Annotated in this window: 25 protein-coding genes and 1 pseudogene; 13 read left to right on the forward strand and 13 right to left on the reverse strand. The window is 71.3% G+C overall.

Features of this window, described 5'->3' with window-relative positions; translation table 11 throughout:
* Nucleotides 1–296: 296 nt before the first annotated feature.
* The 4 genes from AB0I94_RS26595 to AB0I94_RS26610 all read right to left on the reverse strand — a co-directional run bounded on the left by AB0I94_RS26595 (nucleotide 297) and on the right by AB0I94_RS26610 (nucleotide 3,685).
* On the reverse strand, nucleotides 297–1,685 hold the full coding sequence (locus AB0I94_RS26595) for an NAD(P)/FAD-dependent oxidoreductase (RefSeq protein WP_363312180.1): 1,389 nt from the start codon (nucleotides 1,683–1,685) through the stop codon (nucleotides 297–299).
* A 134-nt stretch (nucleotides 1,686–1,819) separates the two neighbouring features.
* Nucleotides 1,820–2,632 (reverse strand): MBL fold metallo-hydrolase, encoded by an 813-nt coding sequence (locus tag AB0I94_RS26600; protein WP_363312181.1) that lies wholly within the window; start codon nucleotides 2,630–2,632, stop codon nucleotides 1,820–1,822.
* Nucleotides 2,629–3,237 carry a TetR/AcrR family transcriptional regulator gene (locus AB0I94_RS26605; RefSeq protein WP_363312182.1) on the reverse strand — a complete coding sequence of 203 codons (609 nt, stop codon included), beginning with the start codon at nucleotides 3,235–3,237 and terminating at the stop codon, nucleotides 2,629–2,631. The genes AB0I94_RS26600 and AB0I94_RS26605 overlap by 4 nt, the downstream gene beginning before the upstream one ends.
* A 55-nt stretch (nucleotides 3,238–3,292) precedes the next feature.
* Nucleotides 3,293–3,685 (reverse strand): VOC family protein, encoded by a 393-nt coding sequence (locus AB0I94_RS26610; RefSeq protein ID WP_363312183.1) that lies wholly within the window; start codon nucleotides 3,683–3,685, stop codon nucleotides 3,293–3,295.
* Nucleotides 3,686–3,778: 93 nt separating this feature from the next.
* Between AB0I94_RS26610 and AB0I94_RS26615 the strand changes: the two genes are divergently transcribed.
* Nucleotides 3,779–4,330 (forward strand): GNAT family N-acetyltransferase, encoded by a 552-nt coding sequence (locus AB0I94_RS26615; RefSeq protein WP_363312184.1) that lies wholly within the window; start codon nucleotides 3,779–3,781, stop codon nucleotides 4,328–4,330.
* Nucleotides 4,331–4,342: 12 nt separating this feature from the next.
* On the opposite strand, the gene AB0I94_RS26620 is transcribed toward AB0I94_RS26615, so the two are convergent.
* From AB0I94_RS26620 to AB0I94_RS26630, 3 genes are all read right to left on the reverse strand, one after another.
* Nucleotides 4,343–5,026, reverse strand: a complete 684-nt coding sequence (locus AB0I94_RS26620) for a glycerophosphodiester phosphodiesterase family protein (RefSeq protein WP_363312185.1) — start codon at nucleotides 5,024–5,026, stop codon at nucleotides 4,343–4,345.
* Nucleotides 5,027–5,093: 67 nt separating this feature from the next.
* Nucleotides 5,094–5,228, reverse strand: coding sequence for a hypothetical protein (locus AB0I94_RS26625; protein WP_363312186.1), 135 nt, complete (start codon nucleotides 5,226–5,228; stop codon nucleotides 5,094–5,096).
* Between the two features lie 77 nt (nucleotides 5,229–5,305).
* Entirely contained in the window at nucleotides 5,306–5,986 is a 681-nt protein-coding gene (locus AB0I94_RS26630; RefSeq protein ID WP_363312187.1) for a PadR family transcriptional regulator, read from the reverse strand.
* A 79-nt stretch (nucleotides 5,987–6,065) separates the two neighbouring features.
* On the opposite strand from AB0I94_RS26630, the gene AB0I94_RS26635 reads away from it, so the two are divergent.
* Nucleotides 6,066–7,589: a phosphatase PAP2 family protein gene (locus AB0I94_RS26635; protein WP_363312188.1), complete on the forward strand. Its 1,524-nt coding sequence runs from the start codon at nucleotides 6,066–6,068 to the stop codon at nucleotides 7,587–7,589.
* 45 nt (nucleotides 7,590–7,634) lie between these two features.
* Nucleotides 7,635–8,327 carry a M23 family metallopeptidase gene (locus tag AB0I94_RS26640; RefSeq protein WP_363312189.1) on the forward strand — a complete coding sequence of 231 codons (693 nt, stop codon included), beginning with the start codon at nucleotides 7,635–7,637 and terminating at the stop codon, nucleotides 8,325–8,327.
* A 51-nt stretch (nucleotides 8,328–8,378) separates the two neighbouring features.
* On the opposite strand, the gene AB0I94_RS26645 is transcribed toward AB0I94_RS26640, so the two are convergent.
* Nucleotides 8,379–9,635 carry a metallophosphoesterase gene (locus AB0I94_RS26645; protein ID WP_363312190.1) on the reverse strand — a complete coding sequence of 419 codons (1,257 nt, stop codon included), beginning with the start codon at nucleotides 9,633–9,635 and terminating at the stop codon, nucleotides 8,379–8,381.
* 294 nt (nucleotides 9,636–9,929) lie between these two features.
* A complete protein-coding gene (locus AB0I94_RS26650; protein WP_363312191.1) occupies nucleotides 9,930–11,174 on the reverse strand; it encodes an amidohydrolase in 1,245 nt (414 codons plus the stop codon).
* A 181-nt stretch (nucleotides 11,175–11,355) separates the two neighbouring features.
* On the opposite strand from AB0I94_RS26650, the gene AB0I94_RS26655 reads away from it, so the two are divergent.
* The gene (locus AB0I94_RS26655) at nucleotides 11,356–11,802 is read left to right on the forward strand and encodes an SRPBCC family protein (RefSeq protein ID WP_363312311.1); all 447 of its coding nucleotides are present in this window, start codon (nucleotides 11,356–11,358) and stop codon (nucleotides 11,800–11,802) included.
* Nucleotides 11,803–11,892: 90 nt separating this feature from the next.
* Here the strand turns inward: AB0I94_RS26655 and AB0I94_RS26660 are convergent, their stop codons facing one another.
* Complete coding sequence (locus tag AB0I94_RS26660) at nucleotides 11,893–12,504, reverse strand: TetR/AcrR family transcriptional regulator (RefSeq protein WP_363312193.1); 612 nt, start codon at nucleotides 12,502–12,504, stop codon at nucleotides 11,893–11,895.
* Between the two features lie 247 nt (nucleotides 12,505–12,751).
* On the opposite strand from AB0I94_RS26660, the gene AB0I94_RS26665 reads away from it, so the two are divergent.
* Together AB0I94_RS26665 and AB0I94_RS26670 are read left to right on the forward strand one after the other, a co-directional pair.
* A complete protein-coding gene (locus AB0I94_RS26665) occupies nucleotides 12,752–13,711 on the forward strand; it encodes an alpha/beta fold hydrolase (protein ID WP_363312312.1) in 960 nt (319 codons plus the stop codon).
* Between the two features lie 95 nt (nucleotides 13,712–13,806).
* Entirely contained in the window at nucleotides 13,807–14,796 is a 990-nt protein-coding gene (locus AB0I94_RS26670) for a hypothetical protein (RefSeq protein ID WP_363312194.1), read from the forward strand.
* Nucleotides 14,797–14,822: 26 nt separating this feature from the next.
* Here AB0I94_RS26670 and AB0I94_RS26675 read toward each other — a convergent pair whose 3' ends face one another.
* Nucleotides 14,823–15,395, reverse strand: coding sequence for a dihydrofolate reductase family protein (locus tag AB0I94_RS26675; protein WP_363312195.1), 573 nt, complete (start codon nucleotides 15,393–15,395; stop codon nucleotides 14,823–14,825).
* A gap of 683 nt (nucleotides 15,396–16,078) precedes the next feature.
* Here AB0I94_RS26675 and AB0I94_RS26680 point away from each other — a divergent pair.
* Nucleotides 16,079–17,254 (forward strand): hypothetical protein, encoded by a 1,176-nt coding sequence (locus tag AB0I94_RS26680; protein ID WP_363312313.1) that lies wholly within the window; start codon nucleotides 16,079–16,081, stop codon nucleotides 17,252–17,254.
* Between the two features lie 99 nt (nucleotides 17,255–17,353).
* Here the strand turns inward: AB0I94_RS26680 and AB0I94_RS26685 are convergent.
* Nucleotides 17,354–17,889, reverse strand: a pseudogene (locus AB0I94_RS26685) (glyoxalase).
* Nucleotides 17,890–18,066: 177 nt separating this feature from the next.
* Here AB0I94_RS26685 and AB0I94_RS26690 point away from each other — a divergent pair.
* Entirely contained in the window at nucleotides 18,067–18,621 is a 555-nt protein-coding gene (locus AB0I94_RS26690) for a TerB family tellurite resistance protein (RefSeq protein ID WP_363312196.1), read from the forward strand.
* A 66-nt stretch (nucleotides 18,622–18,687) separates the two neighbouring features.
* On the opposite strand, the gene AB0I94_RS26695 is transcribed toward AB0I94_RS26690, so the two are convergent.
* The gene (locus AB0I94_RS26695; protein ID WP_363312197.1) at nucleotides 18,688–19,659 is read right to left on the reverse strand and encodes an XRE family transcriptional regulator; all 972 of its coding nucleotides are present in this window, start codon (nucleotides 19,657–19,659) and stop codon (nucleotides 18,688–18,690) included.
* Nucleotides 19,660–20,230: 571 nt separating this feature from the next.
* On the opposite strand from AB0I94_RS26695, the gene AB0I94_RS26700 reads away from it, so the two are divergent.
* The 5 genes from AB0I94_RS26700 to AB0I94_RS26720 all read left to right on the forward strand — a co-directional run bounded on the left by AB0I94_RS26700 (nucleotide 20,231) and on the right by AB0I94_RS26720 (nucleotide 26,113).
* Nucleotides 20,231–21,427, forward strand: a complete 1,197-nt coding sequence (locus AB0I94_RS26700) for a S1 family peptidase (RefSeq protein ID WP_363312199.1) — start codon at nucleotides 20,231–20,233, stop codon at nucleotides 21,425–21,427.
* Nucleotides 21,428–21,645: 218 nt separating this feature from the next.
* Entirely contained in the window at nucleotides 21,646–22,776 is a 1,131-nt protein-coding gene (locus AB0I94_RS26705) for an LLM class flavin-dependent oxidoreductase (protein ID WP_363312200.1), read from the forward strand.
* Complete coding sequence (locus AB0I94_RS26710) at nucleotides 22,776–23,846, forward strand: alpha/beta hydrolase (RefSeq protein ID WP_363312201.1); 1,071 nt, start codon at nucleotides 22,776–22,778, stop codon at nucleotides 23,844–23,846. Before AB0I94_RS26705 ends, AB0I94_RS26710 begins: the two co-directional genes overlap by 1 nt.
* A gap of 81 nt (nucleotides 23,847–23,927) precedes the next feature.
* The gene (locus tag AB0I94_RS26715) at nucleotides 23,928–25,343 is read left to right on the forward strand and encodes a DUF6421 family protein (RefSeq protein WP_363312202.1); all 1,416 of its coding nucleotides are present in this window, start codon (nucleotides 23,928–23,930) and stop codon (nucleotides 25,341–25,343) included.
* On the forward strand, nucleotides 25,340–26,113 hold the full coding sequence (locus AB0I94_RS26720; protein ID WP_363312203.1) for an SDR family NAD(P)-dependent oxidoreductase: 774 nt from the start codon (nucleotides 25,340–25,342) through the stop codon (nucleotides 26,111–26,113). Before AB0I94_RS26715 ends, AB0I94_RS26720 begins: the two co-directional genes overlap by 4 nt.
* Nucleotides 26,114–26,127 lie beyond the last annotated feature (14 nt).

Here is a 26,127-nt window from a genome sequence, read left to right on the forward strand (position 1 = left end):
GATCAATCAGACGGCGGATTCCGGGGCGTCTGTCGGGCATCTGGGCGGCGGCGTCGGTCCTCAGACGGCCCCCGCGCCGTTCCGGAGCCCTGAAGCACCGGCCTTTCGTCGCCCCGCCCAGCGCCTCGGCACGTCGAAGCGGCGCCTACCCCACCACAGGTAGTCGCCGCCCGCCCGCACGACCAGGGAGGAATCCGCTGCTCCGGCGTGCGCGCGTCACCGGGTCGTGCACCCGCGCGAAGGCCGGTGCCCGCAGCTGGCGAGCACCGGCCTTCGTGTGGTCCCTGTCGACGGCCCTACGGGAACAGCGGCTTCTCCGGGGCCATCGAACGTGCCGCCACCTCCGACGTCATCCTCGCGTGGATCTCCTCCGGCGAGAGATAGACGTCCGTCATCTCGAAGTCCTTGAGGGTGGCCGGCCGCCGGGCCTGGAACCCGGTGCGTACGTAGTCGTCGCCGGCGAGCGCGTTGAGCCCCCAGTTCGCGGCCGTACGGAAGCGGGCGGTGACGGTGCGCAGCGCCCCCAGGTGGTAGCCGCGCGCGACGATCTGTGCGGGCAGCCCGGTCAGCTGCACACCCAGCGGCTTCGACACGGCCTGGGTGCCGCCGAGGTCCACGACCAGGCCCATGTCCTTGTGCCGGTAGGAGGTCAGGGACGTGCCCCGCACCGCCGCGGTGAGGTTCTTCGCCGCGGCCCATCCCTGGCGCATCGCGTGCTGCGCGGTCGGCGGGCAGATCGCGTCGCCGCCCTTGGCCAGGTCGGGCACGGCCGCCGCGTCGCCGAGCGCGAACACACCGTCCATGCCCGGGACGGTCAGCTCCGGGTCGACGACCAGGCGGCCCCGGTTGGTCTCGGCGCCCAGCGTGGCGATGAGCGGGCTCGGCGCCACACCGGCGGTCCAGATCAGTGTCCGGCAGGGCAGCACGCGCCCGTCGGTGAGGGTGACGGTGTCCTCGGTGGCCTTGTCCACCGTCACACCGAGCGAGACCTCGACGCCACGCCGCCGCATGATGGCCAGGGCCTTCTCCCCGAGCCGGTCACCCAGTTCGGGCATCAACTTCGGCGCCACATCGACCAGGTGCCACTTGATCTCCGCTGGATCGAGCCCCGGGTACCGTTCGGCCGCGGCACTCGTCAGGCGGTGCAGATACGCCGCCGTCTCCGTCCCCGCGTACCCGCCGCCGACCACCACGAACTGCAGCCGCGACTCGCGCTCGGCGCGGTCCGAGCTCGCCGCCGCGAGATCGAGCTGCGAGATCACGTGGTCGCGGATCCAGGCTGCCTCGGCCAGCGTCTTCACGCCCACGGCGTGCTGGTCCACACCGGGGATGTCGAACTGCCGGGTCACGCTGCCCGGGGTCAGGACGAGGTAGTCGTAGCGCTCCACGACCTCCTCGCCGTTGATCTTCCGTACGATCACGGCCTTCGAGCTCGGGTCCACGCCGATGGCTCCGCCCGGCACGATCGCCGTACGGCGCAGCATCCGGCGCAGCGGCACCGCGACCGACTGCGGGGTCAGCACGCCCGAGGCGACATGGGGGAGCAGGGGCAGATACAGCTGGTGGTCCTGCGGGCTGACGAGCCGCAGTTCGGCGTCCTGCGCCTTGAGCAACCGCTCCAGCTTGTGCGCGCACTCCATACCGGCGAAGCCACCGCCGATGATCAGAATCCGGGGACGTTGCATACGAGATCGCTCCAGGGTTGGGCGAGGGGTCCGGTCAATCCTCCGACGAGGGGCGTCCCGGCGCACGTCGGGTGCGCCGGGCGAGGAATCCGAGTACCCCGCGACCGCCGGACGAATACCCCCGGACCGTCGCGTCAGGCGCCTGCCCCTGCGAGCCGCAGGTAGTCCCACGGGTCGTGCGCGTTGAGGACGGTGAACTCCTCCGTCCGGGTGGCCACCTCCCGCAGCCGCCCCTGATTGGCGACCCGCAGTTCGGCGTCGACCTGGGCGTCCAGCTGGATGATGTCCATGAGGGGATGCGAGTGCGGGGCGTCCGGCGCGATCTCGCGGTGGTAGAAGTACGCGTCCCCGGCATGCACGAGCCACCGCTCGCCGTCGCGCACCGCCACGGCGGCGTGCCCGGCGCTGTGCCCGCCGAGCGGCACGATCAGGAATTCCTCGCCGAGACCGCTCAGTTGCCGGACCCCGGAGAATCCGGCCCACTCCTCGCCGGCCTTCTCCTCGTACGTCTCCCAGCGCGGGCCGTGCGCCCAGTGCGCGGGCCGGTAGCGACGGCTGGGCGCCTCGGTGAGGGCCGCGGTCAGCTCGGCGGCCATGAGATGCACGCGCGCCTCGGGGAAGTCGGGAAGACCGCCGCTGTGATCGACGTCCAAATGGGTGAGCGCGATGTGCCGTACGTCGGACGCCGCGTACCCCAGCCGTTCGACCTGGGAGAGCGCGGTCTCGGCGAAGTCGAGCTCAGGAGCGGCGAGTTGGGTCCACTCCGGGTCGAGGGTCACGTGCGGCCCGCGCACATCGTCCCGCCCGAGCCCGCTCTCGACGAGCACGAGCCCGTCCGTGTCGGTCTCCACCAACAGGCAGTGGCACACGGCGTGGAGTGGCGGTGGCCCGTCGTAGGTGGGCTCGATCTTCAGCATGGACCCGCAGTTGAGGTGATGAACCTTCACGCGTTCCTCCCCGTCTCCTTCTCGTTCTCCAGGCTCCGCGCGACGACCGAGCCGACGCGCCGGGCGACCGACGAGACGACCGAGGTGTCACGCCGCACCTGTGCGAGGAGAAGAGCCCCCTGCAACGACGACATCACGAGCTCGGCAAGCTCGGTGGCCTCGTCGTCGGCGGCGCCCCACCCGCGAAACGCCTCCGCGAGCCCCGCAAGCCACGCGTCGTAAGTGACCTGGCAGGCATCGCCGATGGGCCCCTCGCCCCCCGCCTGTTCGAGCGCGACGGTGGCGACGGGACAGCCGTCCCGGAAGCCGGACTCGCGCAGCCCCCGCGCCAGCAACTCCCCGACCCCGACAACGGCCTCCTCCGGGCCACCGGCGGAGCCGACGACAGAGGCCATGCGGGCGCCCATCTCACCCCCGGCGAGCGCCACGGCCTCGGCGGCCAACTGCTCCTTGCCCCGGGGAAAGTGGAAGTACAGCGACCCCTTGGGGGCGCCGCTCTCCGCGAGCACTTGATTGAGCCCTGTCGCGCCGTAGCCCTGCCGCTGGAACAGATCGGCGGCCGTGCGCAGGATGCGGGCGCGGGTCTCTCCGCGTGTCTTGGTCACAGGGAGACAATAGACCGACCGGTCTAGAGAGAACAAGAGGTCAGGGATTCTTACGTCAGATCCCGGGCCGGTACCGAATCGGATGGTCCTCCGGCACCTCGACGATGACGATCTTGACGCCGTCGGGGTCCGCGATCCACATCTCGACGAGCCCCCAGGGCTCCTTCAGCGGCTCCCGCACCACCTCCACGCCCCGCGCCACGAGTTCCGCGTGCGCCGCCCGCGCGTCCGCCACCTGGAGCCACAACTGGAGGCCGGGCGCGGGCGGGACCTCCGAGCGGCCGGAGACCTCCAGGTGGCCGCCGCCCAGGAAGTAGACGGTGCCGCGGTCGGGGCCCGTGCCGAACTCGCGGTAGACGGCGAGGCCGAGCGCCTCGCCGTAGAACGCGCGCGAGCGCTCGGGGTCGGTGGGCCGGAGAAGGGTCCTGCTGCTCAGTACATGCACCATGCAGCCGCACCTTAGTGGGGGGATACGCTCGACGGTGCCCCGCCCACGCCGCGTCCGGCAGCGGTGGGCCCAAGAGATCGGAGAACCCGCCCCATGGACACCGCCCCGCGCCCCAGCACGAGCGACCTCACCTTCCGGGACGCCACCGACGCGGACGTCGACGTACTCGTCTCGCTGATCCAGTCGGCGTACCGCGGTGACTCCAGCCGGGCCGGCTGGAGCACGGAGGCGGACATCCTGGAGGGGCAGCGGACCGACCCGCAGGGTGTTGTCGACGTCATCGAGTCACCGGCGAGCAAGCTGCTCACGGTCGAGCGGGACGGCCGGATCGTCGCCTGCTGCCAGCTCGAACACCGCGGGGAGCACGCCTACTTCGGGATGTTCGCGGTGAGCCCGGCGCTCCAGGGCGCGGGTCTCGGCAAGGTGATCATGGCGGAGGCCGAGCGGCGGGTCCACGAGGAGTGGGGCGTGCGGGAGATGCACATGACCGTGATCTCCGTACGCGACGACCTCATCGCCTGGTACGAGCGGCGCGGCTACCGCCGTACGGGAAAGATGACTCCCTTCCCGTACGGCGACGAGCGGTTCGGCATTCCGCAGCGGGACGACCTGCAGTTCGAGCTGCTCGTCAAGCCGCTGGTCTGAGCGGGGCCCGGGTCACGCCGTGAAGCGACCCGTCCGCTTGATCTCCGGGTAGTCCGTGGTCGCCCCGTCCAGCTGCAGCGCGCGCACCAGCCGCAGATCGTCCTGCGTGTTCACGACCCAGCCGATGATCCGCAGATCGGCCTTCTTGGCACGCTCGACGATCTCCAGCGTCAACCGCCTGATGTTGAGGACGAGGGTGGTGGCACCGACGGCCGTGGCACGCTCCACGACGTCGGTGCCGTAGCGGCTCGCGACGAGAGCGGTGCGTACGCCGGGGACCAGGCGGGCGATCTCGGCGATCGCCTCGTCGTGGAAGGAGATCACCTCGACGCGGGCGACCAGGTCGCGCCGGTGCATCACCTCGGCGAGGGCGCGGGCGGCGGCCACATCCTTGATCTCGGCCTGCAGCGGCGCCTTCACCGCGTCCAGGACCTCTTCGAAGACGGGGACGCGCTCACCGCGCCCCGCGTCGAGCTCCCGCAGCTCGGCCAGGGTCTTCTCGGCGATCGGTCCCTTGCCGTCGGTCGTACGGGTCACGTCCGCGTCGTGCATGACGACCAGGGCGCCGTCCTTGCTCAGATGCAGATCGAGCTCGATGAGATCGAGGCCCGCGGCTTGCGCGGCGATGAAGGACCGGAGGGTGTTCTCGGGTTCGACACCCATGACCCCGCGGTGACCGATGGTGAGGAAGTTCAAGGTTCACTCGCTTCCGTCGACGGCGGCTCGGTGGCCGCGGGGAGGTGCCACGCGGCAATGTCGCAGCCTAACGGCCCGCCTCCGCGAAGGAACCGCCCGTACGGGGGTGCCCGGCGGAACCGGAGTCGTCCGTATCGCTTCCCACGATCCCGAGCAGAAGACCGGTGATGACGGCGGCGACAAGGACGGCGCGGGTGGTCACGGCTGCACTGCTCCATACGGCGGGGTCGGCTGACCCCGCCCGTCCTACCGGCTCGAGCCCCTGGGCCGCGAGCCACGTCACCCGCGGGTGGGCGAGTCCCCCGGGGGTTGACCTAGGGGAGTGCGGGCGCCCCCCTCCGTGTGCTGGGCGGCCGTCGGCGGCGCCATTTCCGTGAGATCGACGAGCATCGCCTCCGCCAGCGCGATCTCCGCCTCGAGCCGCCGCCCGCTCCAGCGGAGGGCGATCTGCGGGTGGGTCCAGGCCGCCTCCCCGTCCGCGCGCGCGAGCGCGTCGTGAACCTCCTTCAGCTCGCCCCGCGTGTGCGCGATGTGCTCGGCCACCAGAGCCCGCAGGTGCTCCGGCGCCGCGAGGTGACCGAGCCAGACCCGCAGGAGCAGCGGGTGCTTCAGGACGGCGGGGCCCGCGTCCTCGGCGCCCCCGGCCCATCCGACCAGGGCGGCGCGGCCCTCGGCGGTGATGGAGTACGACCGCTTCGCGCGAGGCTCCTCGGGCCCCGAGCGCCGGGACGTCGCGTACCCGAGCGCTTCGAGGCGGCGCAGCTCCGCGTAGATCTGGCTGATGGCGGGGGCCCAGTAGAAGTGGCGCAGTGAGGCGTCCGCCCACTTCTTGAGTTCGTACCCCGTCCGCTCCCCGGGGAAGGACAGCAGGCCGAGCACGGCCCACGCGGTCGGCGGCAGCTCGGCGGGCCCCCGTGGAGCGGCCGGGCGCTGCGGTGAGGTGGGGCGGGGACCTGCCATATGACTGATTGAAGTGAACGTCACGGTCCCGGCGCAAGATGTGTGCGGTGCGAAGAGCGTGCGGGGGTATACGGGGTTCATGAGTGATCTCCCGACGTCGCACATCCGCAGGCTGCTCGGCGCCACCGACCGCCTGGTGTTCCACCGTGTGGCCGCCCGCTCCTGGCCGGCGGCGCAGCCCGTCCTGCCCCGGCTGAGCCGGAGCGCCGACCACGGGCTGCTGTGGTTCGGCATCGCGGCGGGGATCTGGGCGCTCGGCGGTGCGCGCGGCAGGCGTGCGGCGGTGCGCGGCGTCGCCTCGCTGGCCCTCGCGTCGGCCACGGTCAACACGCTGGGCAAGAGCGCGGTGCGCCGCACCCGGCCGGTTCTCGACACGGTGCCGGTGATAAGGCACCTCTCCCGGCAGCCGATCACCAGTTCGTTCCCCTCCGGACACTCCGCATCGGCGGCGGCCTTCGCCACGGGTGTGGCCCTGGAATCGCGGGGCCTCGGCGCGGTCGTGGCCCCGGTCGCGGCGTCGGTGGCCTTCTCCCGCGTCTACACGGGCGTGCACTACCCCAGTGACGTCCTGGTCGGCGCGGCCCTCGGCGCGGGCGCCGCCTACGCGGTGCGCGGGATGGTCCCCTCCAGGTCGCAGATGCCGCCACCCGCGCGTCCCCGGGCGGACGCGCCCGCGCTGCCCGAGGGCGAGGGCCTGATCGTGGTGGTGAACCCCTCTTCCGGAACTCAGCCACAACTCATGGACCCGGTGAGGCAGTTGAAGACGATCCTGCCCTGTGCGGAGGTGGTGCTGTACGAGGAGGAAGCGGGGCCGCTGCCCAAGGTCCTGGAGGAGGCGGCCAGGGACGCCGCCCGGCGCGGCGGGGTCTTCGGCGTGTGCGGGGGAGACGGCACGGTGAACGCCGCGGTGACAGCGGCCCTGCACTTCAACGTGCCGCTGATGGTGTTGCCCGGCGGAACGTTCAACCACTTCGCCGCCGACCTCGGCGTCGACACGGTCGCGGACGCCTGCGTCGCCCTCGCCGAGGGCAGTGCCGTACGGGCCGACGTCGGACGGATCAAGCCCCTGGTCGGCACCGGCCCCCACGGCAGGACGCACTCCGAGCCGGTGTATTTCCTGAACACGTTCAGCCTCGGCTCCTACCCCGAACTCGTACGCATCAGGGAGGAGTGGTCCCCGAAAATCGGCGGTCCGCCCGCCACCCTGCTCGGCGTCGCCCAGATCCTGCACACAGGGCGGCCGCTGCGCGCGGTGGTGAACGGCAAGACCCGCTCGATGTGGCTGCTCTTCGCGGGCAACGGCGCCTACCGCAGCAGCGGCATCGCCCCGGTGCGCAGGCACGACCTGGCCGACGGGCTGCTCGACATCCGCATCGCGCACGGCGGGCGCTTCGCGCGCAGCCGCCTGTTGGCCGCGGCGGTCGTCGGCCAGCTGACCAAGACCCGCCTGTACGCCTCCGCCAAGGCCCAGCGTCTGGTCATCTCCGGCCTTCCCGAGGGCACACAGATGGCGTACGACGGCGAACTCGCTCCGGCGCCCGCCGCGCTGCTCCTCGACAAGCTCCCCGAGGCCCTCACCGTGTACCGGCCGACCCTCGACTGAGCGCGGACGAGCCCGAGAGGCTTTACGCCAAGCGGAGCACTCGGGGTGCGCGCGGGGCCCGTCGCCGGTGTGCTGGCCTTCATGGGCTACGACATAGACAGCCCGCGTGAAGCGGGCAGCACACGACGCGACGTACTGGGCGTCGCCGCGGTCCTCCTGGCCGGCGGCGCCTTCACGGCGGTGGCGGGCCCCGTGCCGCAGGCCGCCGCGGAATCGGAACCGGACGGCGGCTGCGGCCTCGGCTACGACGCGGAGTTCGAGGAAGCCCTCGCCGACGCGGACGAGGCGATCCCCGAGGACCGTGCGCGCGACCCGGAAAAACCACGGCGCAAGTTCGCCCTGCCTATCCGCCGGGACTTCCGCGTCTCCGCCCGCTACGGGATACGCGGCAACTGGCTCGCCGGCCACCACACCGGCATCGACCTGGCGGTCCCCACGGGAACCCCGGTGCACGCCGTCGGCGCGGGCACCGTGGTCCTCGCGCGCTGGTCGGGCGCGTACGGCAAGGCGGTGACGGTGCGCCTGCGGGACGGGCACTACGCCGTGTACGCGCACCTCTCCCGCATCTCCGTGCGCAGGGGGGAGCGCGTCCGCGCCGGCGAACGGCTCGGCAGGAGCGGGTCCACGGGGCGGGCCACCGGGCCCCATCTCCACCTGGAGATCCGGACCAAGCGCCGCTACGGCTCCGACGTCAATCCGGTCCGCTATCTCGCCAAGCGCGGGGCACGGCTGCTGTGAGGCGTGAGGCGCCGCCACCGAGGTGCGTGGCGGCGCCTTCGGGGCGAGGGCTCAGGCCCGCGCGGCGCCCACGCCGCTGCGGCCCGCGACCGTGGTGGACGTCGTCGTGGAGTGGGCCAGACGTGCGGTCCGGGCGGGGACGTCGACCGTGTAGGTGTCCACGGTCATGGCCCGCTCGGAGGCCTTCAGGACCATGAACCCCACGTCGGAGAAGTTCTGCCAGGCAGCGGGGTGGTCGAAGTGGGCCCTGCCGTCACCGGACTTGGCGGCGGCCCCGCAGACTATCTGCCGGGTGCCCGCCGTGCGGGTCGTCGGTTCCAGGATCTGCAGGGTGTGGTCGTGCCCGGACAGGATCAGGTCGGCACGGCCGCACACCACCTGCTCGTACAGCTCCTTGAGGTGGATCCCCCGCGTGTAGTGGCCGATGAGGAATCCGTCGTACGAACCGGCGCTGCCGTGCTTCCCGTTGTTCAGGTAGGGGTGGTGGCCGAGCACCACCTTCCAGCGGGCCTGGGACGCGGAGAGCGCGGCGTCCAGCCACTGGCGCTGGGCGCGCATGTAGGGCCCGTCCCACTGGTAGTGCGGCGAGGTCTGCGCGACGGTCGAGGCCACGGGGTTGGTGTCGAGGGCGAAGAACTCCACCACCGGATCGCCCGGGGCCTGGGGCGACGGCAGGGCGACGTTGTAATAGCGGCTCGGCATGTACCAGCGCGGTGAGGTCGCCGCGTAGGAGACCTCGCGGTCGCCGCGCGAGGGGTCACCGCCGCTGCCCGGGATCAGGCCCGAGCAGTCGTGGTTGCCGAGGACCATGAGCCAGGGGACGTCGATGCCGGTGTTGGGCGTCTCGAACTTGTCCCGGAACTCGGAGTCGTGGTCGGACTCGGGCCCGTTCTCGTAGATGTTGTCGCCCAGGCCGACGGCGAGGGAGATCCCCTCGTCACGGCAGACCCGCCGGGCGGCCTCGGTGACGGCCAACTGTTCCTCGCCGCCGGTTCCCGCGTCCCCGGTCACCAGGACGGCGAACTCCCCCTTCGGGTTCGGAGCGTCGGGGAGGGGGTACTTCGCCACGCCCTGGGGCGCCGCACCCCGGGACGCCGCGCCCTGCGTCGCCGCGGCCTGCCCCACGCCGAACGGCAGCACGGCGAGCGCGGCCCCGGCGGCGGCACCGCCCAGCAGGGTGCGCCGGTGCGGGGCGAGGGCTCGCGGGCCCCACGTGGCGGCGAGGTCCCTCGCGAGCGGGGCGTCGGCCCGCAGCCACTGCTGTTCGGTCAAGTCCGCCCGGGGCGGCATCAGTTCGTCATCGCACATCAGAGCGTTCTCCCATACCGGCGCGGCCAGCGGAAGACGATCAGACGAATTGCCGGTAGCGGCGGGGTCTCAAGCCGCTGACCGGCGTAGTAAGGTCACCGGCGTTCGAGCGCACCACCCGCACCACCCGCACCACCCGCACCGTCCGCCTCGAAGCGCGCTACGGCATAGTCGGAGGTGTCACGGGCGCGGCCGTGCCGACCTACGAGGGCACGAGCGGGACGCACACGCTCGCCCTCGGCCAGGCCCTCACCGGCCACGCGGCCGTCCGCTGAGGGTCGTTCACCCGGGGCCTCAGCCGCTCAGCTTGTGCAGCGCGGCGCCCACCAAGGTCTGTACGCCCGGCAGCAGGACCGAGAGGTCCGGGGCGAACAGGGGGCTGTGGTTGCCCGGCACCGAGGTGATCTTCTCACCGAGTTCCTCGCCCGGCGCGGCGTGCCAGGCGGCCCGCGGTGTCGAGGCCACGAACCAGAAGTCGTAGGGCACCCCGGTGGGCACGAGGAGGGAGAAGTCCTCGCTGCCCATCGCGGGCCCGAAGTCGAACACGCCGCCGCTGCCCAGCAGTTCGCGGTGCACGTCCGCGATCTCCGCGTCCAGCGCCGCGTCATTGACCGTGGCCGGGAAGCCGGCACCGGTGTTCACCTCGGGCGGCGTCGGGCACCCGGCGGCCTGGCATTCCCCCTCGACGATGCGGCGGACGGCGGCCAGCACCCGCTCGCGCACCTTCACGTCCTGCGTACGGAGGTTCAGGCCGAGCCGGGCCTCCGCGGGGATGATGTTGGGCCGCTGGCCCGCGTGGAACTGCCCCACGGTCAGCACCACCGAGTCCGCCGCGGACACCTCACGGGACACGACGCTCTGCAATCGGGTGACGATGTACGCGGCCGTCACCACCGGGTCGACGCCCGCCTCGGGCCGCGAGCCGTGGCCACCGACCCCCGGCACCACGATGTGCACGTCGTCGGCGGCCGACATGATCAGCCCTGGCGTGTGCGAGACCAGGCCCGCGGGGCCGGGGGCGACATGCTGGCCGAAGACGGCGTCGGGGCGGGGAACGCGTTCGTGGAGCCCGTCGACGACCATGGCCCGGGCTCCGCCGCCCGCCTCCTCGGCGGGCTGCCCGATCACCACGAGGGTGCCCGACCAGGTGTCGCGTGCGGCCGCGAGGGCTTCGGCGGCGAACGTCAGCCAGGTGACGTGCATGTCGTGGCCGCAGGCGTGCATGACACCGTCGACGGTGGAGGCGTACGTGAGCCCCGTGGTCTCGGTGACCGGCAGCGCGTCCATGTCGCCGCGCAGCCACACCACGGGCCCTTCGCCGTTCTCCAGGACGCCGACGACCCCGGTGCCGCCGACGCCGGTGGTGACCGCGTATCCGGCGCCGCGCAGCCGTCCGGCGAGGATCCCGGCCGTGCGGTGCTCCTGGAAGGAGAGCTCGGGGTGGCGGTGCAGATCCTGGTACAGCTTCTCCAGGTCAGGCGTCTTCAGCCCCGAGGTGAGGTCGAGGGCCAGGCTCGCTGAGGTGGCTGCGGTGGGCATGCGGCTCCTTGCGGTCGAGGCGATCGAAGTGTTCGAGGCGATCGAGGCGTCCGAGGGACGGGATCACCCTTTCGGTCACCTTCGCACAAGGCGTGGCGCCCGGCAGCGGCCGCTCCGGAAGGTACCTCAGACGGCAAAGTGCAAAAATCGGCACATACCCCTCAGGAGGAGCGTGGTCAGTGTGTCCCGGAGCCGCCGTCTGATCCTGGCCTCGCCGACCGAGGTCTGGCGTCTGCTGTCCGACGGCCGCCGGTACGGGGAGTGGGTGACGGGAACCCAGGAGGTTCTCGCCGTGGACCCGCACTGGCCCGCGGTGGGCGCCCGCCTGAAGGTCCGGGTCGGTGTCGGTCCGCTGGCCCTGGACGACACCTGCGTCGTCCGCATCAGCGAACCGGAGAGCCGCCTGCAACTGGAGGCGAAGGCGGGCCCCCTCGGAGCGGCCCGGATCGCCATGAACCTGATCCCCTGGGGCGAACACACCCTCTTCATCCTGGACTGGCACCCTCTGAGGGGCCCCGGCACCCGGATGCACGGGCTCCCCGTGGACTACGTGATCGGGGTCCGCAACGGCATGATGCTGACGAAGCTGGCCAGGGTCGCGGTGAGTGAGCACGGCCGGAACGTCTGAGGCTCGGCCGGCGACTTCCAGAAGCCGTACTGAATTGTCCTTGGCGGCTTGCTGAATCCGGGGCGCCGTGGTTGCCGTGACCGGCAGGAGTCAGGACGGCTGAGGCCGCCGCAGTCCCTGAAGGAGCAGTTCGATCAGTCGGCGGGGGTCGTAGCGGTCGGGGTCGCTGTCGTGGCCGATGCAGAGGTTGCCGATGCCGCGCATGAGTTCGTAGGCGCGCGTACCGGGTTCGATCTCGTCGGCGTCGGCCGCGGCCTCTAGTAGTTGCTCACAGACGGGCACCAGGCGGTCGAGGAAGTACGTGTGCAGCGCCTCGAAGCCGCTGCTGTCCGACTGCAGCGCGTGGGCGAGCCCGTGCTTGGTGACCAGGAAATCGACGAAGAGATCGACCCACTGGCGCAGCGCCGCCAGCGGGGACTCGGCGTCCGCAAGCAGGGCCGGGCCCGCCTCGGCGCACGCCTCGACCTGGTGACGGTAGACGGCGACGACGAGATCGGACCGGGTGGGGAAGTGGCGGTAGATCGTCCCCACCCCGACACCCGCCCTGGCCGCGATCTCGCGGATCGGCGCGTCGACGCCGGAGGTGACGAACACCGCGGCGGCGGCGGCGAGCAGCGTCCGCTCGTTGCGCCGCGCGTCGGCCCGCTTGCTTCGGGGCGCGCTGCGGGCCGGTACCTCTCCGGAGTTGCTTGCGGTGGGCATCACGCTCTCCTTCCTTCGGGTCAGGGGTCGTTGACAAAGCGGAACGATGTTCCGTATCGTCATCACGTAATCGGAACAACGTTCCGCTTGCAGCATATCCGAAGCCGGACGCTTCTGGCTGTCTACCTCACCGCCTCGCTGCCTCACCGCCTCCCTGGCTGCCGGTCCGCAAGGAACCGGCAGTGGAGGCCACCGAAGGGAAACGCGCACCATGAGTGCAAAGAGTCCGATGGCCGACATGAGTGACATGAACGCCATAACCGATGACGCCGACGTCTTCGGCTCGCCGAGCCCCGTTCTCTCGGTCAGCCCCGTGGCGCTGCCGGCCCCCGACCGGCCCGTGGATCTGGAGATCCGGGTCTCCGCGCCGGTGACCGGGACCGACCTGCCGGTCATCCTCATCTCACACGGCCAGGGCCCCTCCCACCACCTCTCCTCCCTGAACGGCTACGCCCCCCTCGCGAACTTCTGGGCGGCCCATGGATTCGTCGTGATCCAGCCCACCCATCTGAGCTCGCGGACGCTGAGCCTGGACCCCGACACCCCCGGCGCGCCCCTGTACTGGCGGTCGCGGGTCGAGGACATGAAGCGCGTCCTCGACGGGCTCGACGCCGTCGAGACCGCCGTCCCGCAGCTCCGCGGGCGCATGGACCGCGGCAAGGTCGCCGTGGCCGGGCACTCGATGGGCGGGCACACCGCGAGCCTGCTGCTCGGCGCCCGGCTCACCGACCCGCAGGACGGAACGGAGGTGGACCTGGCCGACCCGCGCGTCAAGGCGGGCGTCCTTCTTGCCGCGCCCGGCAGGGGCGGTGACGCACTCACCGGCGAGGTGGCCAGGAATTGGCCCTTCTTCTCGACCGCGGACTTCTCCCGGATGGCGACGCCGACGCTCGTGGTCGCGGGCGACAAGGACGAGTCCGCCCACATGACGGTCGCGGGCGCGGACTGGCACACCGATCCGTACGTCCTCTCGCCGGGCCGCAAGGCGCTGCTCACCTTGTTCGGCGCGGAGCACGGGCTCGGCGGGATCTCCGGATACGACGTCGCCGAGACCACGGACGAGAACCCCGCACGCGTGTCCGCCGTCCAGCGGCTCACCTGCGCCTATCTCCGCAGCGAGCTGCGTGCCGGCGACCCCGCCTGGCAGGTGGAGTGCGAAGCGCTGGCGGCCGCGCCCGACCCCCTCGGACACATCGCGACCAAGTGAAGCCGAGGGGCCCGCACGCAGGGAATACGCCAACTGACCTTTCATGCAGGAAAGTTGATGTATTCGGAAGCCATGCAAGTACGCTCCGTGCGACATTGACCACTCGCCGCGCTGCGGCCACGCACGGCACGGGGGTAAGCCGGATGGGCCGGGAACTGGGCTTCGAGGGGCTCATCGACGACGAGGGCTTCTTCCCTCGCCGGGGTCGTCGCCCCCGCGGCGGCGCCCCTCGTGGGAGCCACGCTGACGGAGTTCCTGGAAAAGCTGGCGCGCACCGGCGCCGAACCGGTGCGCGCCACCTACGGCGACTATCCCGGCGCTGCCGGAAGCGCGGGCACCGCACTGCGGCTGCTCGCCCACGACTTCCAACAGGCGGCGAGGAGCGCAAGTTCGCCGAGGGCTTCCTCTTCCGCGCCCTGCGGGAAGACCTGGACGCCGCCTATACCGGCATCGGCGCCGCACTCACCCGCGTCGGCCGCCCCGCCGTGCTGCTGCAACACGCCAACTGGCCGGTGGGCCGTGGACTCTTGGCGGCCACGCTCGCCGACCGGGCCGACGGCCACCGCGAGCGCACGGTGCTCGTGGCGAGCGAACGGATGGCGCGGCCACTGTTCCTGGCCGACGAGCCGCGCACCGAGGAACTCGCCGACTACCGTCCGGACCAGGAGGACCCGCCTCACTGGCGGCGGCTGGCCCCGCGCGGCCGGGCGGGCCAGGGTGTGCTGCTCCTGCGGATGCCGCTGCTCACCACGGAACAGGAACTGGGCGACTCCCGCACCATGATGGTGCACGACGGGGTACGCACCGCGGTCGAGGCGATCCGCGGTGCGAAGCCCACCGGAGAAGCCGTCCCCTCCGCCGAGCAGGTGGGCAACCGCTGGGCCACGATGCAGTCGAAGAACCGCGTGAACGGCACCAGCGGCCGCATCTGCCTCACCAAGGCGGGCAACCCGTACGACAAGCCGCTCGCGGTCGTAGCCCTGAAGCCCGGCACGAAGGCGGGACCGGGCACGCTGGAGTACGTGAAGCTGGCCTGGCCCACCGGAAAGCCACAGCCCGAGGACTGTGTCGTACGGGGCGGCTAGTGGGCTGGCGGCCGGTGGCCACGGCCTCAGCGGACGACGTCGAAGACGTTCTTCTGCAGGCCGTTGGCGTAGGCCTCGTGCTCCACGAGCCGCAGCTTCTGGGCGTCCTTGTCCGTGTCGCTGAACAGGCGCTTGCCCGCACCGAGCAGCAGCGGGAAGACGAGCAGGTGGTAGCGGTCGATCAGACCCGCGTCGGAGAGGTTCCGGTTCAGGGCGGCGCTGCCGTGCATGATGATCGGGCCGCCCTCGGTCTTCTTCAACGCGGCCACCTCGTCCAAGGAGCGCAGGATCGTGGTCTCGCCCCACTCCGACACCAGGTCCCCCTCGGTGAGGCTGGTGGAGACGACGTACTTCGGCATCTCCTTGTAAGCGGCGAACTCCTCCATGCCCGGCCACACAGGGCTGAACGCCTCGTAGCTGACCCGGCCGAACAACATCGCCGTGGCCTCCTCCTGCTCCCGGCCCTTGATCTCGAACGCCTCCGGGAGGAACTCGATGTCCTTGAAGGTCCATCCGGAGTTCCGGTAACCGGGCTCGCCGCCCGGGGCCTCCACGACGCCGTCGAGCGAGACGAAAGCGGTGCTGATCAACGTACGCATCTGGAACTCTCCTGAAGGATTCGGTCGTGGTCGCCGCTTCATTTTCGCGGTTACGGGGGTTCTGACCGGAGCTCTCGCGGAAAGTAATCGGTCATCCTTCCGAACCGGCCACCGGACCTCCGACGCGCCCGCCTCGGCGGCCGGGCCATTTCGCGCCCAGGGCAAGGTCGTTCCGGAGGGAGAAGGCGTTGTCCGCCCCCGCCCGCTCGTTCTACCCTGGCGCCGAGGCCCGCCCCCAGCCCCCGGACCGGCCCGACCGCTCGGCTCAGGCTCTGACGCCGAGCGGCAGGCACAGCGGCAACTCAGGCTGCCGGTTCCGTACTTCCTTGCAGCGGACGCATGGACACCGGCTCGTCCCGCCGGCTGTCGCGTCGGGGGCCACTCCCGCGGCCTCCGGTCGCCGGCCGGTGCGGACACCCGCTCCTGGGGCACCAAGGGGAGCCCGCCCCCAGGAGCGCCGCGGCCGCCGCCGCCGAAACCGGCGGCGGCCGCAGGCTCCGGCAACACCGTCCGCTGCCCCGAGCAACACCCTCCATACCCGCCCTGTACGGCCCGACACCCGCGCCGTCAGGGAGCCCTGGAGGCAAGCCGGTGGGGCCGGGCGAGGTGAAATGGTGAGCACCGCTGCCGCCCCCGAGGTGAGCAGCGGATACGGTGCTCTGGTGACTGATGGGGAGGGGACGGTGCCCGGGACCGCGCTGCTGATTGCGGCGGCGCCGGTCGGCAAGGCCCGTATGGTGGACGCGGCTTCCGTGCTGCCCGTACTCGCCGCGGTGTCTCCGGCGGTGCTCGCCGGTACCGCGACCGCGAGTGTCGTGGAGCTGGCGGACCCGCTCGACCCGCAGACCGTGCTGACTCGGCTGCGTGCGGCCGCCATGGCGCCGGGGCCTTTGACGGTGTACCTGATCGGACAGCTGAGTCTCGATCGCCGTCAGCGACTGCAACATGTCGCCCTGGCGCGGACCACGGCGGCGACGGTGCGCTACACCGGATTCCCCTGGCACTGGATCGCCCAGGAGCTACGGCTGCGCCCGCCCGGCAGCACGACCGTCGTCGCCGACCTGCATGCCGACGCCGACAGTTGGCAGCAGCTGGCGCAGCGCCCCCTGGAAGTGGGGGCGGGCGTGGCGCTCTACGGACGCATCGCTCCGCCGCCCGGCCGGCGTGCCGTCGCGGCCCCCTCGTACATGAAGGCGTTGGCGACGGTCCTGCGCAGCGGGCACCGGCCGCCGCTGCCGGAGCTGCATCAGCACGTCGCGGCCCAGACGGCGGAGGAGGGCGCGACCGACGTCATGCTGCTGTCCGTCGACCCCGCCCTCGTCGCCTTCCCCACCGGCGCACCCGCGGGCCCGCGCGGCCGGGCACCGGTCCCCGCCCAGCAGCAGGCGCCCACCTCCGACGTGCCGGCTGCGGCGGCGCCGGGGGCTCCCGGCGCGGACCCGCACGCGGCGATCACCCAGGCCGTCGAGGCGGGACGCCATGGCGAGGCGGCGGCCATGGCCGCCGCCTGGGAGCAGGAGGCGCTGCGGACGTACGGGCCCTGTTCGCCCGAGGTGGTGCACTGGATGGAGGTTCGCGGACATCTGGCGATCTTCGCCAAGGACCCCGAACGCAGCTGCGAGATCTGGCTCGCCGTGGTCTCCACCAGGCTCACCGCGGGTCAAGCCCCCGACGCCCCCGATGTCGAGGCCGCCGCGGACCTGGCCCACCACCAGTGGGAGCAAATCCGTGACCCGGACACCGTCCGCGAACTCGGCCCGGCCCTGGTCGCGTTGCGGCGCCGCGTGCCGGGCCGTCAGCGCGGCACGGTGAACCTCGTCCAGCAACGCCTCGTGCAGTTCCACACGCAGGTCGGCTGAGGACGGGTCGGGCTCAACGCGCGGACGGTGGGATGCCGTTGGCCGAGGCGCCTTGGCGGTGACGTCGACGACCCGCGGGCCCATGCACACCTGGCCGCTTCACGCGGAGTGGGCGCGCGGTGCCGGTGCCGCGGCCTCCCAGGCGAAGCCGTCCAGGTCGGTGAAGGACCCGGCGTCGCCGCTGATCACGAGGCGGTGCGAGCCGGTGCCGTCAGGGGAGACACCGAGGTCCTTGGCCAGGGCGCGACGCCGGTAGAGCGCCAGCTTGAAGGCGTTCGCCCCGGCCCGGAACTCGCAGTACACGCGTCCGAAGCTCTTCGCCACGGCACAGCCCTGCTCCACGTAGAACCGCTTGCTCGCGGTCATGTCCGCGACGCCCAGCAGGAGCACCATCTCGTCGATCAGCCGGGTGACGGGGCCGGTGTCCTTCTTGGCCGAGGTCGCGACCTTCCAGATCGTCCCGTCCGGGGCCTGTATGACGCCGCCGTAGCCCCAGAGAACCCACGGAAGCCGGTGCTCGGCTCCTCGGAGGCCCGCAGACGCAGCTGCGTCTCCAGATCGAAGGCCGTGGTGTAGAAGTGCTGGGCTGCCGTGGGGTCGGCCACGTCGAGGGTGACGGATGCGATGTTTGCCATGTCCATCACGCTAGGCGGGGCGGGGCGTTGGGTGCTTCTTCGTTCCTGATCGGTGTTCATTGGTTCGAGCCGTCCCCCGGCGCCGTGGACGACGGAACTTCGCGGGGCGGGGAGGCGTTGGCAGAAAGACGCGTGGAACGCGCGCGGACGAGCTAACAGGTAGCCGAGGTGGCACGCATGGCGATGTGGGACCGGATCAAGGACCAGGCCAAGGGTCTGCAGCAGTCGCAGGGGGCACGCAGCAGCTCCGGCGGTCAGGGACGACCGGGGTCGGGGTCGGGGTCGGGCGGGTCCAAGGCGCAGCTCGTGGGCGTGCTCAAGTCCCAGCTCTCCTCCCTCAAGACGGAGCTCAAGAGCGGTGCCTATCGCGACGCGAGCATGGCCATGTGCGCCCTGGTCGCCGCCGCCGACGGCACGGTCGACCCGGCCGAGCGCCGGCACGTGGAGTCACTGATCCTGCAGAACGACGTACTGAAGAACTTCCCGCCCGAGCAGCTGCAGCAGCGGTTCAACAAGCACGTCGACCAGCTGTCGTTCAACTTCCAGCAGGGCAAGACCGAGGTCATGCAGGAGATCGCCAAGGCGGCGAAGAAGCCGATGGAGGCCAAGGCGGTCGTGCAGACCGGCTTCGTCGTCGCCGGAGCTGACGGGTACATCGCCCCGGCCGAGGAGCAGGTCCTGCGCGAAGCGTGCGCGGCGCTCGGCCTCTCCCCGCAGGAGTTCGGCCTCTGATCCACAGGGCGCACGTCGGTGCGTGATCCGGGGCCGGGGCCCGCGCCCAGCGGTGCGGGCCCCGGCCTAGGAGTCCTCGTCCGGCCACTGCCAGCTCATGCCGTAGATGCCTTGGCGGCACTGCGCCGCGTAGAGGTGGGCCGCGCCGGAGGAGTCCACGGTCAGGGGGCGTACCTTGCGCTGCTGGGCGGAGGCGTTCTCCCGGTAGTAGGAGTGGCAGATCGCCGGTGGCCGGTCGTGGGGGAAGTGCACCTGCAGGAGATAGGCGTCCTGGTTGCCGCGGATGCCCCGCTCGTGGAGTGTCGTCGGGTGTTCCTGCGAGGCGGTGCGGATCTCGTAGTCGACGGTCGTGGTCTCGCCGAACGACAGCGGACGGCCGAAGCCGATCTGGAGCATCACACCGCCCGAGGCCGCGTCCTGCCGCATTGATTCCAGCTGTCCGCAGTGGACGGTCGCTTCGGGCAGTCCGGCGTCGGGATCGTCCAGGAAGTGCAGATTGATCAGCTGGTCGGGACCGTCGCAGACGGCGCGGACCAGGTGGTTGATGGTCAGTCGGCTGACGCAGCCCCGCCGGTCCAGGTGCAGGACCTCGCGGGTGAGGAGAATGGCGATCCCCTGGTTGAAGCGGGGGAAGGCATCGCCGAGTGCCTGTTCCTGCCGGGACGCGGGACCATAGAGACGGCGGGTCGCGTGCTCGTCGATGCGTACGGCCGGGCGGCGTCCGCGCGGACGTTGGGGTCGCAAAAGACCGGAGAGTTCTCCGGGCGCCAGGTCGAGGATGCTCTCCAGCGCGACCACGGCGCGCAGGGAGTCCGAGCGTTCGGGGCGGGTGCGGTCGCGCTGCCAGTAGCTGAGGGTCGCGGGCGTGAGGCGGATGCCGCGGGCGGTGAGTCGCTCGCAGATCCGGTCCAGGGGGAGCCCGCGGCGGCGCACCGCTTCGCGCAGGGCCACGGCGAACGGAGCGGGGGAATCCGTCGAAAAGACCGTCCCAGTACCGGATTCCGAATTGTCCGACGTCAGCCCGGATGTGACCGTCACGAATTTCGCCTCCCGGCATGACAGATGACGAGCCGCACTCACGGAGCAGGCGCAACTGCCCGATGAATGCCGTTGTGTGTCATCGCTGGACATGGCCGGACACGGGCGACGGACAAAAGAATTCCCGGCCTGACGCCTCGCCTACCAAACCCCGCCGGGCCGCGTACGTCAATATCCGTAACGCCGCTTCCGCGTCACGTATCGGGCTCGGACCGATCGGCACGCCGGCATCGGCCCTCGTCGAAAGAGGCGCGGTGCGGGCGTTCACGCCGAGCAGCTCAGGGGCCGTCAACTCCCGCCTCCCGGCGTTCCGCTGTGCACGCGCAGGAGGCTCCTCTTCCCACGCTCCAGGCCTGCGGGCGCGCATTAAGTGTTTACCCCTTTCGCCTTAAGGGCCGGTGCTTCGCCATGCCTTGTGCGGCCACCGAAGTGACGGGAAGGTTTCGCCCAACGGCGCGGTCCGGGAAATCCCGGGTACGGCGTCGATGGATGTTCGGTGCACCAATTGACCCCACCCCGGTGCGCCGAACGTCCCTATGCCACCCCCCACTTACCCTTGGAAGGCATTCCCATGGCGCATGTTCGGCATTACCTCCTCGCTGCCGCGGCAGCCGGAGCCCTGGTTGTCACGACGGGTGCCACTGGTGCGCACGCCGACGTGCCCCCGACGCCGCGCTACGAGCCGCAGATGATCGAGGCCTTGGCGGACACGCTCGGTGTGAGCGAGAGCGCCGCCGTACGGCGTCTGGACGAACAGGCGAGCCAGCAGCGGAGACTGGACCGGCTGCACCGGGACGGTGTCCGGACGGACGGTGCGTTCTTCGACGCGAAGGGCGAACTGACCGTGAACGTCCGCGCGTCCCGTGCGGCGGCGCAGGTGAAGGCCACCGGCCTGACCGCGCGCATACCGAGTCGGGGAGAGGCGGAGCTGACGCGCGTCACCTCCGCACTCGACGCGGCGGCGGCCGAGCGAGTGCCGAGCGGCATAGCCTCCTGGGAAGCCGATCTGGCCTCCGACACGGTCAAGGTCACGGTGGCCGACTCCACCGCCCCTGCGGCGCGCGCCTTCCTCAAGAAGGCCCGCGGATACGGCGACGCCGTCCGTATCGTCAAGAACGGGCAGGAGCTGGAGGCGAAGGCGGCCGTCGCTCCGGGCAGCCGCATGAACATCAACAACCAGCCCGGTTCGTGGTGTTCGGTCGGCTTCGGCGCACGCAGTGCCGCGGGCCGGCAGTACCTCGTCACCGCGGGCCACTGCGTGGTCGGCAACCCGGGCCTCTACTTCAACGGCTCGCAGTTCGCGACCGGCTCCACGACCCGCTTCGCGGTCGGCCGCAACAGCGTGGACATGGGCCTGGCGACGATCCAGGCGGGCTCCTCGATCACCACGGCCGTCGGCACCTGGGGCAACGGCGCCTCGGTCGCGGTGCGCGGCGGTCAGCGTGCGGCGGTCGGCGCGACCCTGTGCAAGTCGGGCTCGACGACGGGCTGGACGTGCGGACGGGTCGGTGCGTACAACGTGACCGTCACCTACACCGATCGCAACGGCGGTCCGGACACCGTGGTCAGTGGCCTGGGCCGGTCCACGGTGTGCGTGGAGGGCGGCGACAGCGGCGGCGCGTACATCGCGGGCAACCAGGCTCAAGGCATGACCTCGGGCGGCCCGACGAACCAGTCGTGCGGTGGGGTGAACGACCAGGGCTCCTCGTACTTCCAGCCGCTGGACGACACGCTGCGGCACTACGGCCTGACGCTCAACACGAACTGACCCCCCGCACCTGAGGGACAGCGCTTCCCCGGCAGGGCCGTTTCGGCCCTGCCGGGGAAGTCTTCGTGCTGCCTGGGAAACATGCCGAAGACCGTCACCGGCGCCGCGCGCGACCTCTTGCGGATTCGACACCTGACGACTAGTCATATGGCTAATCGAAACAAGGGCGCCCGCGCGCACAGCGGCACACCGCAGCGGCACAACTCCCTGGAGGGCACGTGAAGTTCTCCGTCATATTCGAAGCGCAGCTCGCCGACCCCACCGTCGAGCGCGAGCACCAACTCATCCGTGACTGCGTCGAACAGGCCGTCCGGGCCGAGGAGATGGGGTTCGACCGGGTGTGGGCCGTCGAGCACCACTCCCTCAAGTGGTACGCCCACATGAGCGCCCCGGAGATCTTCCTGACCTGGGTCGCCGCGCGCACCAGCACCATCCGCATCGGACACGGCGTGGTCTGCATGCCCTTCGCCTTCAACCACCCGGCGCGGGTCGCCGAGCGCGCCGCCATGCTCGACCTGCTGTCCGGCGGACGGCTCGACCTCGGGGCGGGGCGCGGCGGGACGCTCCAGGAGACCTCACTGTGCGGCGTGGACAAGGAACGTACGACCCAGGAGGTCGAAGAGGCGCTGCAGATCATCGGGAAGGCCTGGGAGAGCGAGGAGTTGGAGCATCACGGCGCGCTGCTCGACATCGATCCGCACCCCATCCTGCCCCGGCCGCGGCAGACCCCCCACCCCCCGCTCTTCCTCGCCTGCAGCAGGACCGAGACCCTGCGGCAGGCCGCGGAACTCGGCGTCGGCGCGCTGGTGATGGGCTTCGCGGGGCCCGAGTCGATCGCCGAGATGCGGGCGGCGTACGACACGGCGATCGCGGGCCGCGGTGACGCGCGCCTCGTGTCCAGCGTCGTCAACGACCACTTCTCCGTGCTCTGTCCGACCATCGTGCTCGACGACCGGGAGAGCGCCCGGCGCGTCGGCATCCGCGGGCAGCGGTTCTTCGCTCAGTCCATCGGGCATTGGTACGGCGGCGCGGGCATCCCCGACGAGGCCGTGGTCGAAGGGGCCGACGAGGCGGCCGCGATGCGGGAGGCCGCCGAGCAGGTCGTCGCGCGGCTGCACGAGCACGACATTCCGGTACGGCCCACCTCCACGGCCACCTTCAACGCCGATCACGCCTACGGAACCGCCGACGACGCCATCGCGTACGTGGAACGGCTCCGCGACGCGGGCGCCGACGAGATCATGTGCCTCATCCAGATGGGCACCGTCCCGCAGGAGGCATGCATGGAGACCCTGCGGCAGTGGGGCGAGAAGGTCATCCCCTACTTTCGCGCCCAGGAGGCGGGGTGATGGCGGCGAGCACGGACGGCGACCAACGGGACCCCGCCTCGCGCCCGCACGTCGTGAGCGCGGACGGTGACCGCCTCGCCCCGGCCGCACGGCCCCTCGTCGACGCGCTGAGCGCCGCGTTCCCCGACCTCGGCGGCGCCGTCACCGACGCGGCCGAGGCCCGCCGCGTCCTCGCCGCGACGCCTTCCCCCGGCAAGGCCGTGCCGCCCGTGGGGAGCGTCGAGGACCGGGACATCCCCGGCCCTGCCGGGGCTCCTGACCTGCCGGTACGCATCTACCGCCCCGAGGCGGCGCGCCGCCTCGGAGCGGTGAGCCACGCCCGTCCCACCGTCCTGTTCTTCCACGGCGGCGGCTACGCCCTCTGCGGCCTCGACACCCACGACGCCACGGTCAGCGCCCTGTGCGCGGAGTCCGGCGCCGTCGTGGTCTCCGTCGCCTACCGCCTCGCGCCCGAGAACCCCTTTCCCGCGGCCCCCGAGGACGCGTACGCGGCCCTGACCTGGGTCGCGGCCGAGATCCGGGCGGGTGAGCTCGGCGGTGATCCGGGCGCCCTGGTGACGGCCGGGGACAGCAGCGGGGGCGGGCTCGCCACCGTCGTGGCGCTGATGGCGCGGGACCGGGGTGGGCCCGCCGTGGCGCTCCAGGTGCTGATCTACCCCGTGCTCGACGCGGGGCAGGCCGGCGAGTCGTATACGTCGAACGCGAAGGGCTACTTCCTCACCGCCGCGCACCTGCGCTGGTTCTGGGAGCAGTATCTCGGCCCGGACGGTGACGGCACCCACCCCTACGCCTCACCCGTGGGCGCGGACGTCGCCGCGCTGCCGCCCGCGCACATCGTCACGGCGGGCTGCGATCCGCTGTGCGACGAGGGCGCCGCGTACGCGGTCAAGCTGCGGCTGGCGGGGGTCCCGGTGACACGGAGGCACTACCCGGCGATGTTCCACGGGTTCCTGGGCTTCCCGCGGCTCCTGGACGATGCGCGGACTGCGATGGCGGAAGCGGCAGAAGCAGTCGCCGCAACGGTGTACCGCAGGAAAAACAGCGGTGATGTTGGGGGTGTCACAGGATAATTTCCCGAGGCTCCTCTTGTGGTGGAGAACCTCGGACACATACGGTGTTCTAACGCGAGGTTCTCCCGGGGAGGTTGACAAGTGACGGAAATTCTTGTGCAGAGGGTTACGGAAGACGCGGTTCCTCCCGCGAGCGGGGGTGCCCCCATGGGAAGGGTCGTGGAGCACCCGGCTTGGCCGATGCTCAAGGAAGCCGTGGAAGAGATCCGCCCGTGGCAGTCCGCGGACGGCTCGATCGACTTCGACAGGGAGGGCGCCCCGGCCAGGTCCGTGGCCGAACTCGCCGTGGACCGCGTGATCTCCGGGATCGACCAGCTCGCCCCGCTCCTGCCGCACGACGCCGCATACCACAAGGCGCTCGGCGCGGACCTGCGGCGCTGGGCCGACGACGGGTTCCAGGTGCCGGACTTCCTCGACTCGCTGCTCGCCTTCCAGCCCGCGGCGCACCGCGAGGACGGCCTGCAGCACCTCGTGGTCTTCCCGATGTACACGCAGAACGGCAACCCGGACCGCAATCTCGAAGCGGTCGTGCTGCGCATGGTCTGGCCTCAGTGGCTGGCCGAGCTCGAGCGCACGCGCTACGACAACCCGCTGTTCTGCGGCATCACCTTCGAGGACTTCACCGCCGGGTACGACACGAACTCGGCCGTGCTCTTCCCGGAGACCATCGCCGTGCGCGAGGCTCCCGAGCGCTTCAGCTGGGGCGGCATCTTCTGTGACCGTGAGGCGGCCCGCTTCCGCCGCGTCACCGAGGCGTCCGTCGACATCCTCGGCCTCGAACTCCCCGAGGACATCCGCGAGATGATCGGCGACCAGGACCGCTGCCAGCAGGCGTTCGTCCTGTGGGACATGGTCCACGACCGCACCCACAGCCACGGCGACCTTCCCTTCGACCCCTTCATGATCAAGCAGCGCCAGCCGTTCTGGATGTACGGCCTGGAGGAGCTGCGCTGCGACCTCACCGCCTTCAAGGAGGCCGTGAAGCTGGAGGCCGAGGGCGTCCCGCAGGCCCGCGACGTGCAGTACGCCGTCCTCTTCGACCGGATGTTCCGCTTCCCGGTCACCGGCGACCGTGTCAAGAACTACGACGGGCTCGGCGGCCAGTTGCTCTTCGCGTACCTCCACAAGCACGACGTCGTCCGCTGGACCGACAACAAGCTCAAGATCGACTGGGATCGCGCGCCGCAGGTCACCAACCAGCTGTGCGCCGAGATCGAGGAGCTCTACCGCGCGGGCATCGACCGCCCCAAGCTGGTCCACTGGTTCGCCGCCTACGACCTGGTGTCCCAGTACCTCGCGCCGCACCCCGGATCGCGCTGGGCCAAGGGCCCCGACGCCCTGGATGTGCAGCTTCCGCCACGTAAACTCGTCGACGAGGTGCTTCCCGACGAGTTTCCGCTCAGCATGTTCTATGAGGCGCTCTCCAAGAAGCTCAAGCACGTGATCGCCTCCACCAAGGGGATCACCGCGTCGAGCGCCGAGAAGGTCGCCGCATGAGCGACCGCACCACCAAGGAGGCGAGGACGATGTCCGCACTCGATGGAGCCGTGGTCGCGGTCGCGGGGGCAGGCGGGCCGGCAGGCCGTGCCACGCTGCTGAGGCTCGCCGAGGCCGGTGCCACGGTCGTGGCGTCCGACGCCGACGTGGCGCGCCTCGCGGAGGCCGTGGACGCCGCGCGGTACGCGCACGGCGGTGCCACCGTCATCGGCGACACGGTCGATCTCCTCGATCTGACGGCGACCCGGCAGTGGGCCGCCCGCACGGAGAAGGAGTTCGGGCGCATCGACGGCCTGGTCCACCTCGTCGGCGGCTGGCGCGGCAGCAAGAACTTCGCCGAGACCGACCTCGCCGACTGGGACCTGCTCGAAAAGCTCCTGATCCGTACGGTGCAGCACACCACGCTCGCCTTCCAGGACGGCCTGCAGCGCAGCGACCGCGGCCGCTATCTCCTGATCAGCGCGGCCGGCGCCTCCAAGCCGACGGCGGGCAACGCCGCGTACTCGGCGTCGAAGGCGGCGGCGGAGGCATGGACCCTCGCCCTCGGTGACGCCTTCCGCAAGGCGGGGGGCGAGCAGGGCCCGACCGCGGCGGCTGCCATCCTGGTGGTCAAGGCGCTGGTGCACGACGCGATGCGCGCGGAGCGGCCCAACGCGAAGTTCGCGGGCTTCACGGACGTCACGGAGCTGGCCGAGGCCATCGCCGGAGTCTGGGAGCGGCCCGCCGGAGAAGTGAACGGAACCCGCCTGTGGCTGACCGAGAAGCCGTGACCGCTCGCGACACC

It is taken from the genome of Streptomyces sp. NPDC050147 (assembly GCF_040660195.1).
GTDB lineage: Bacteria > Actinomycetota > Actinomycetes > Streptomycetales > Streptomycetaceae > Streptomyces.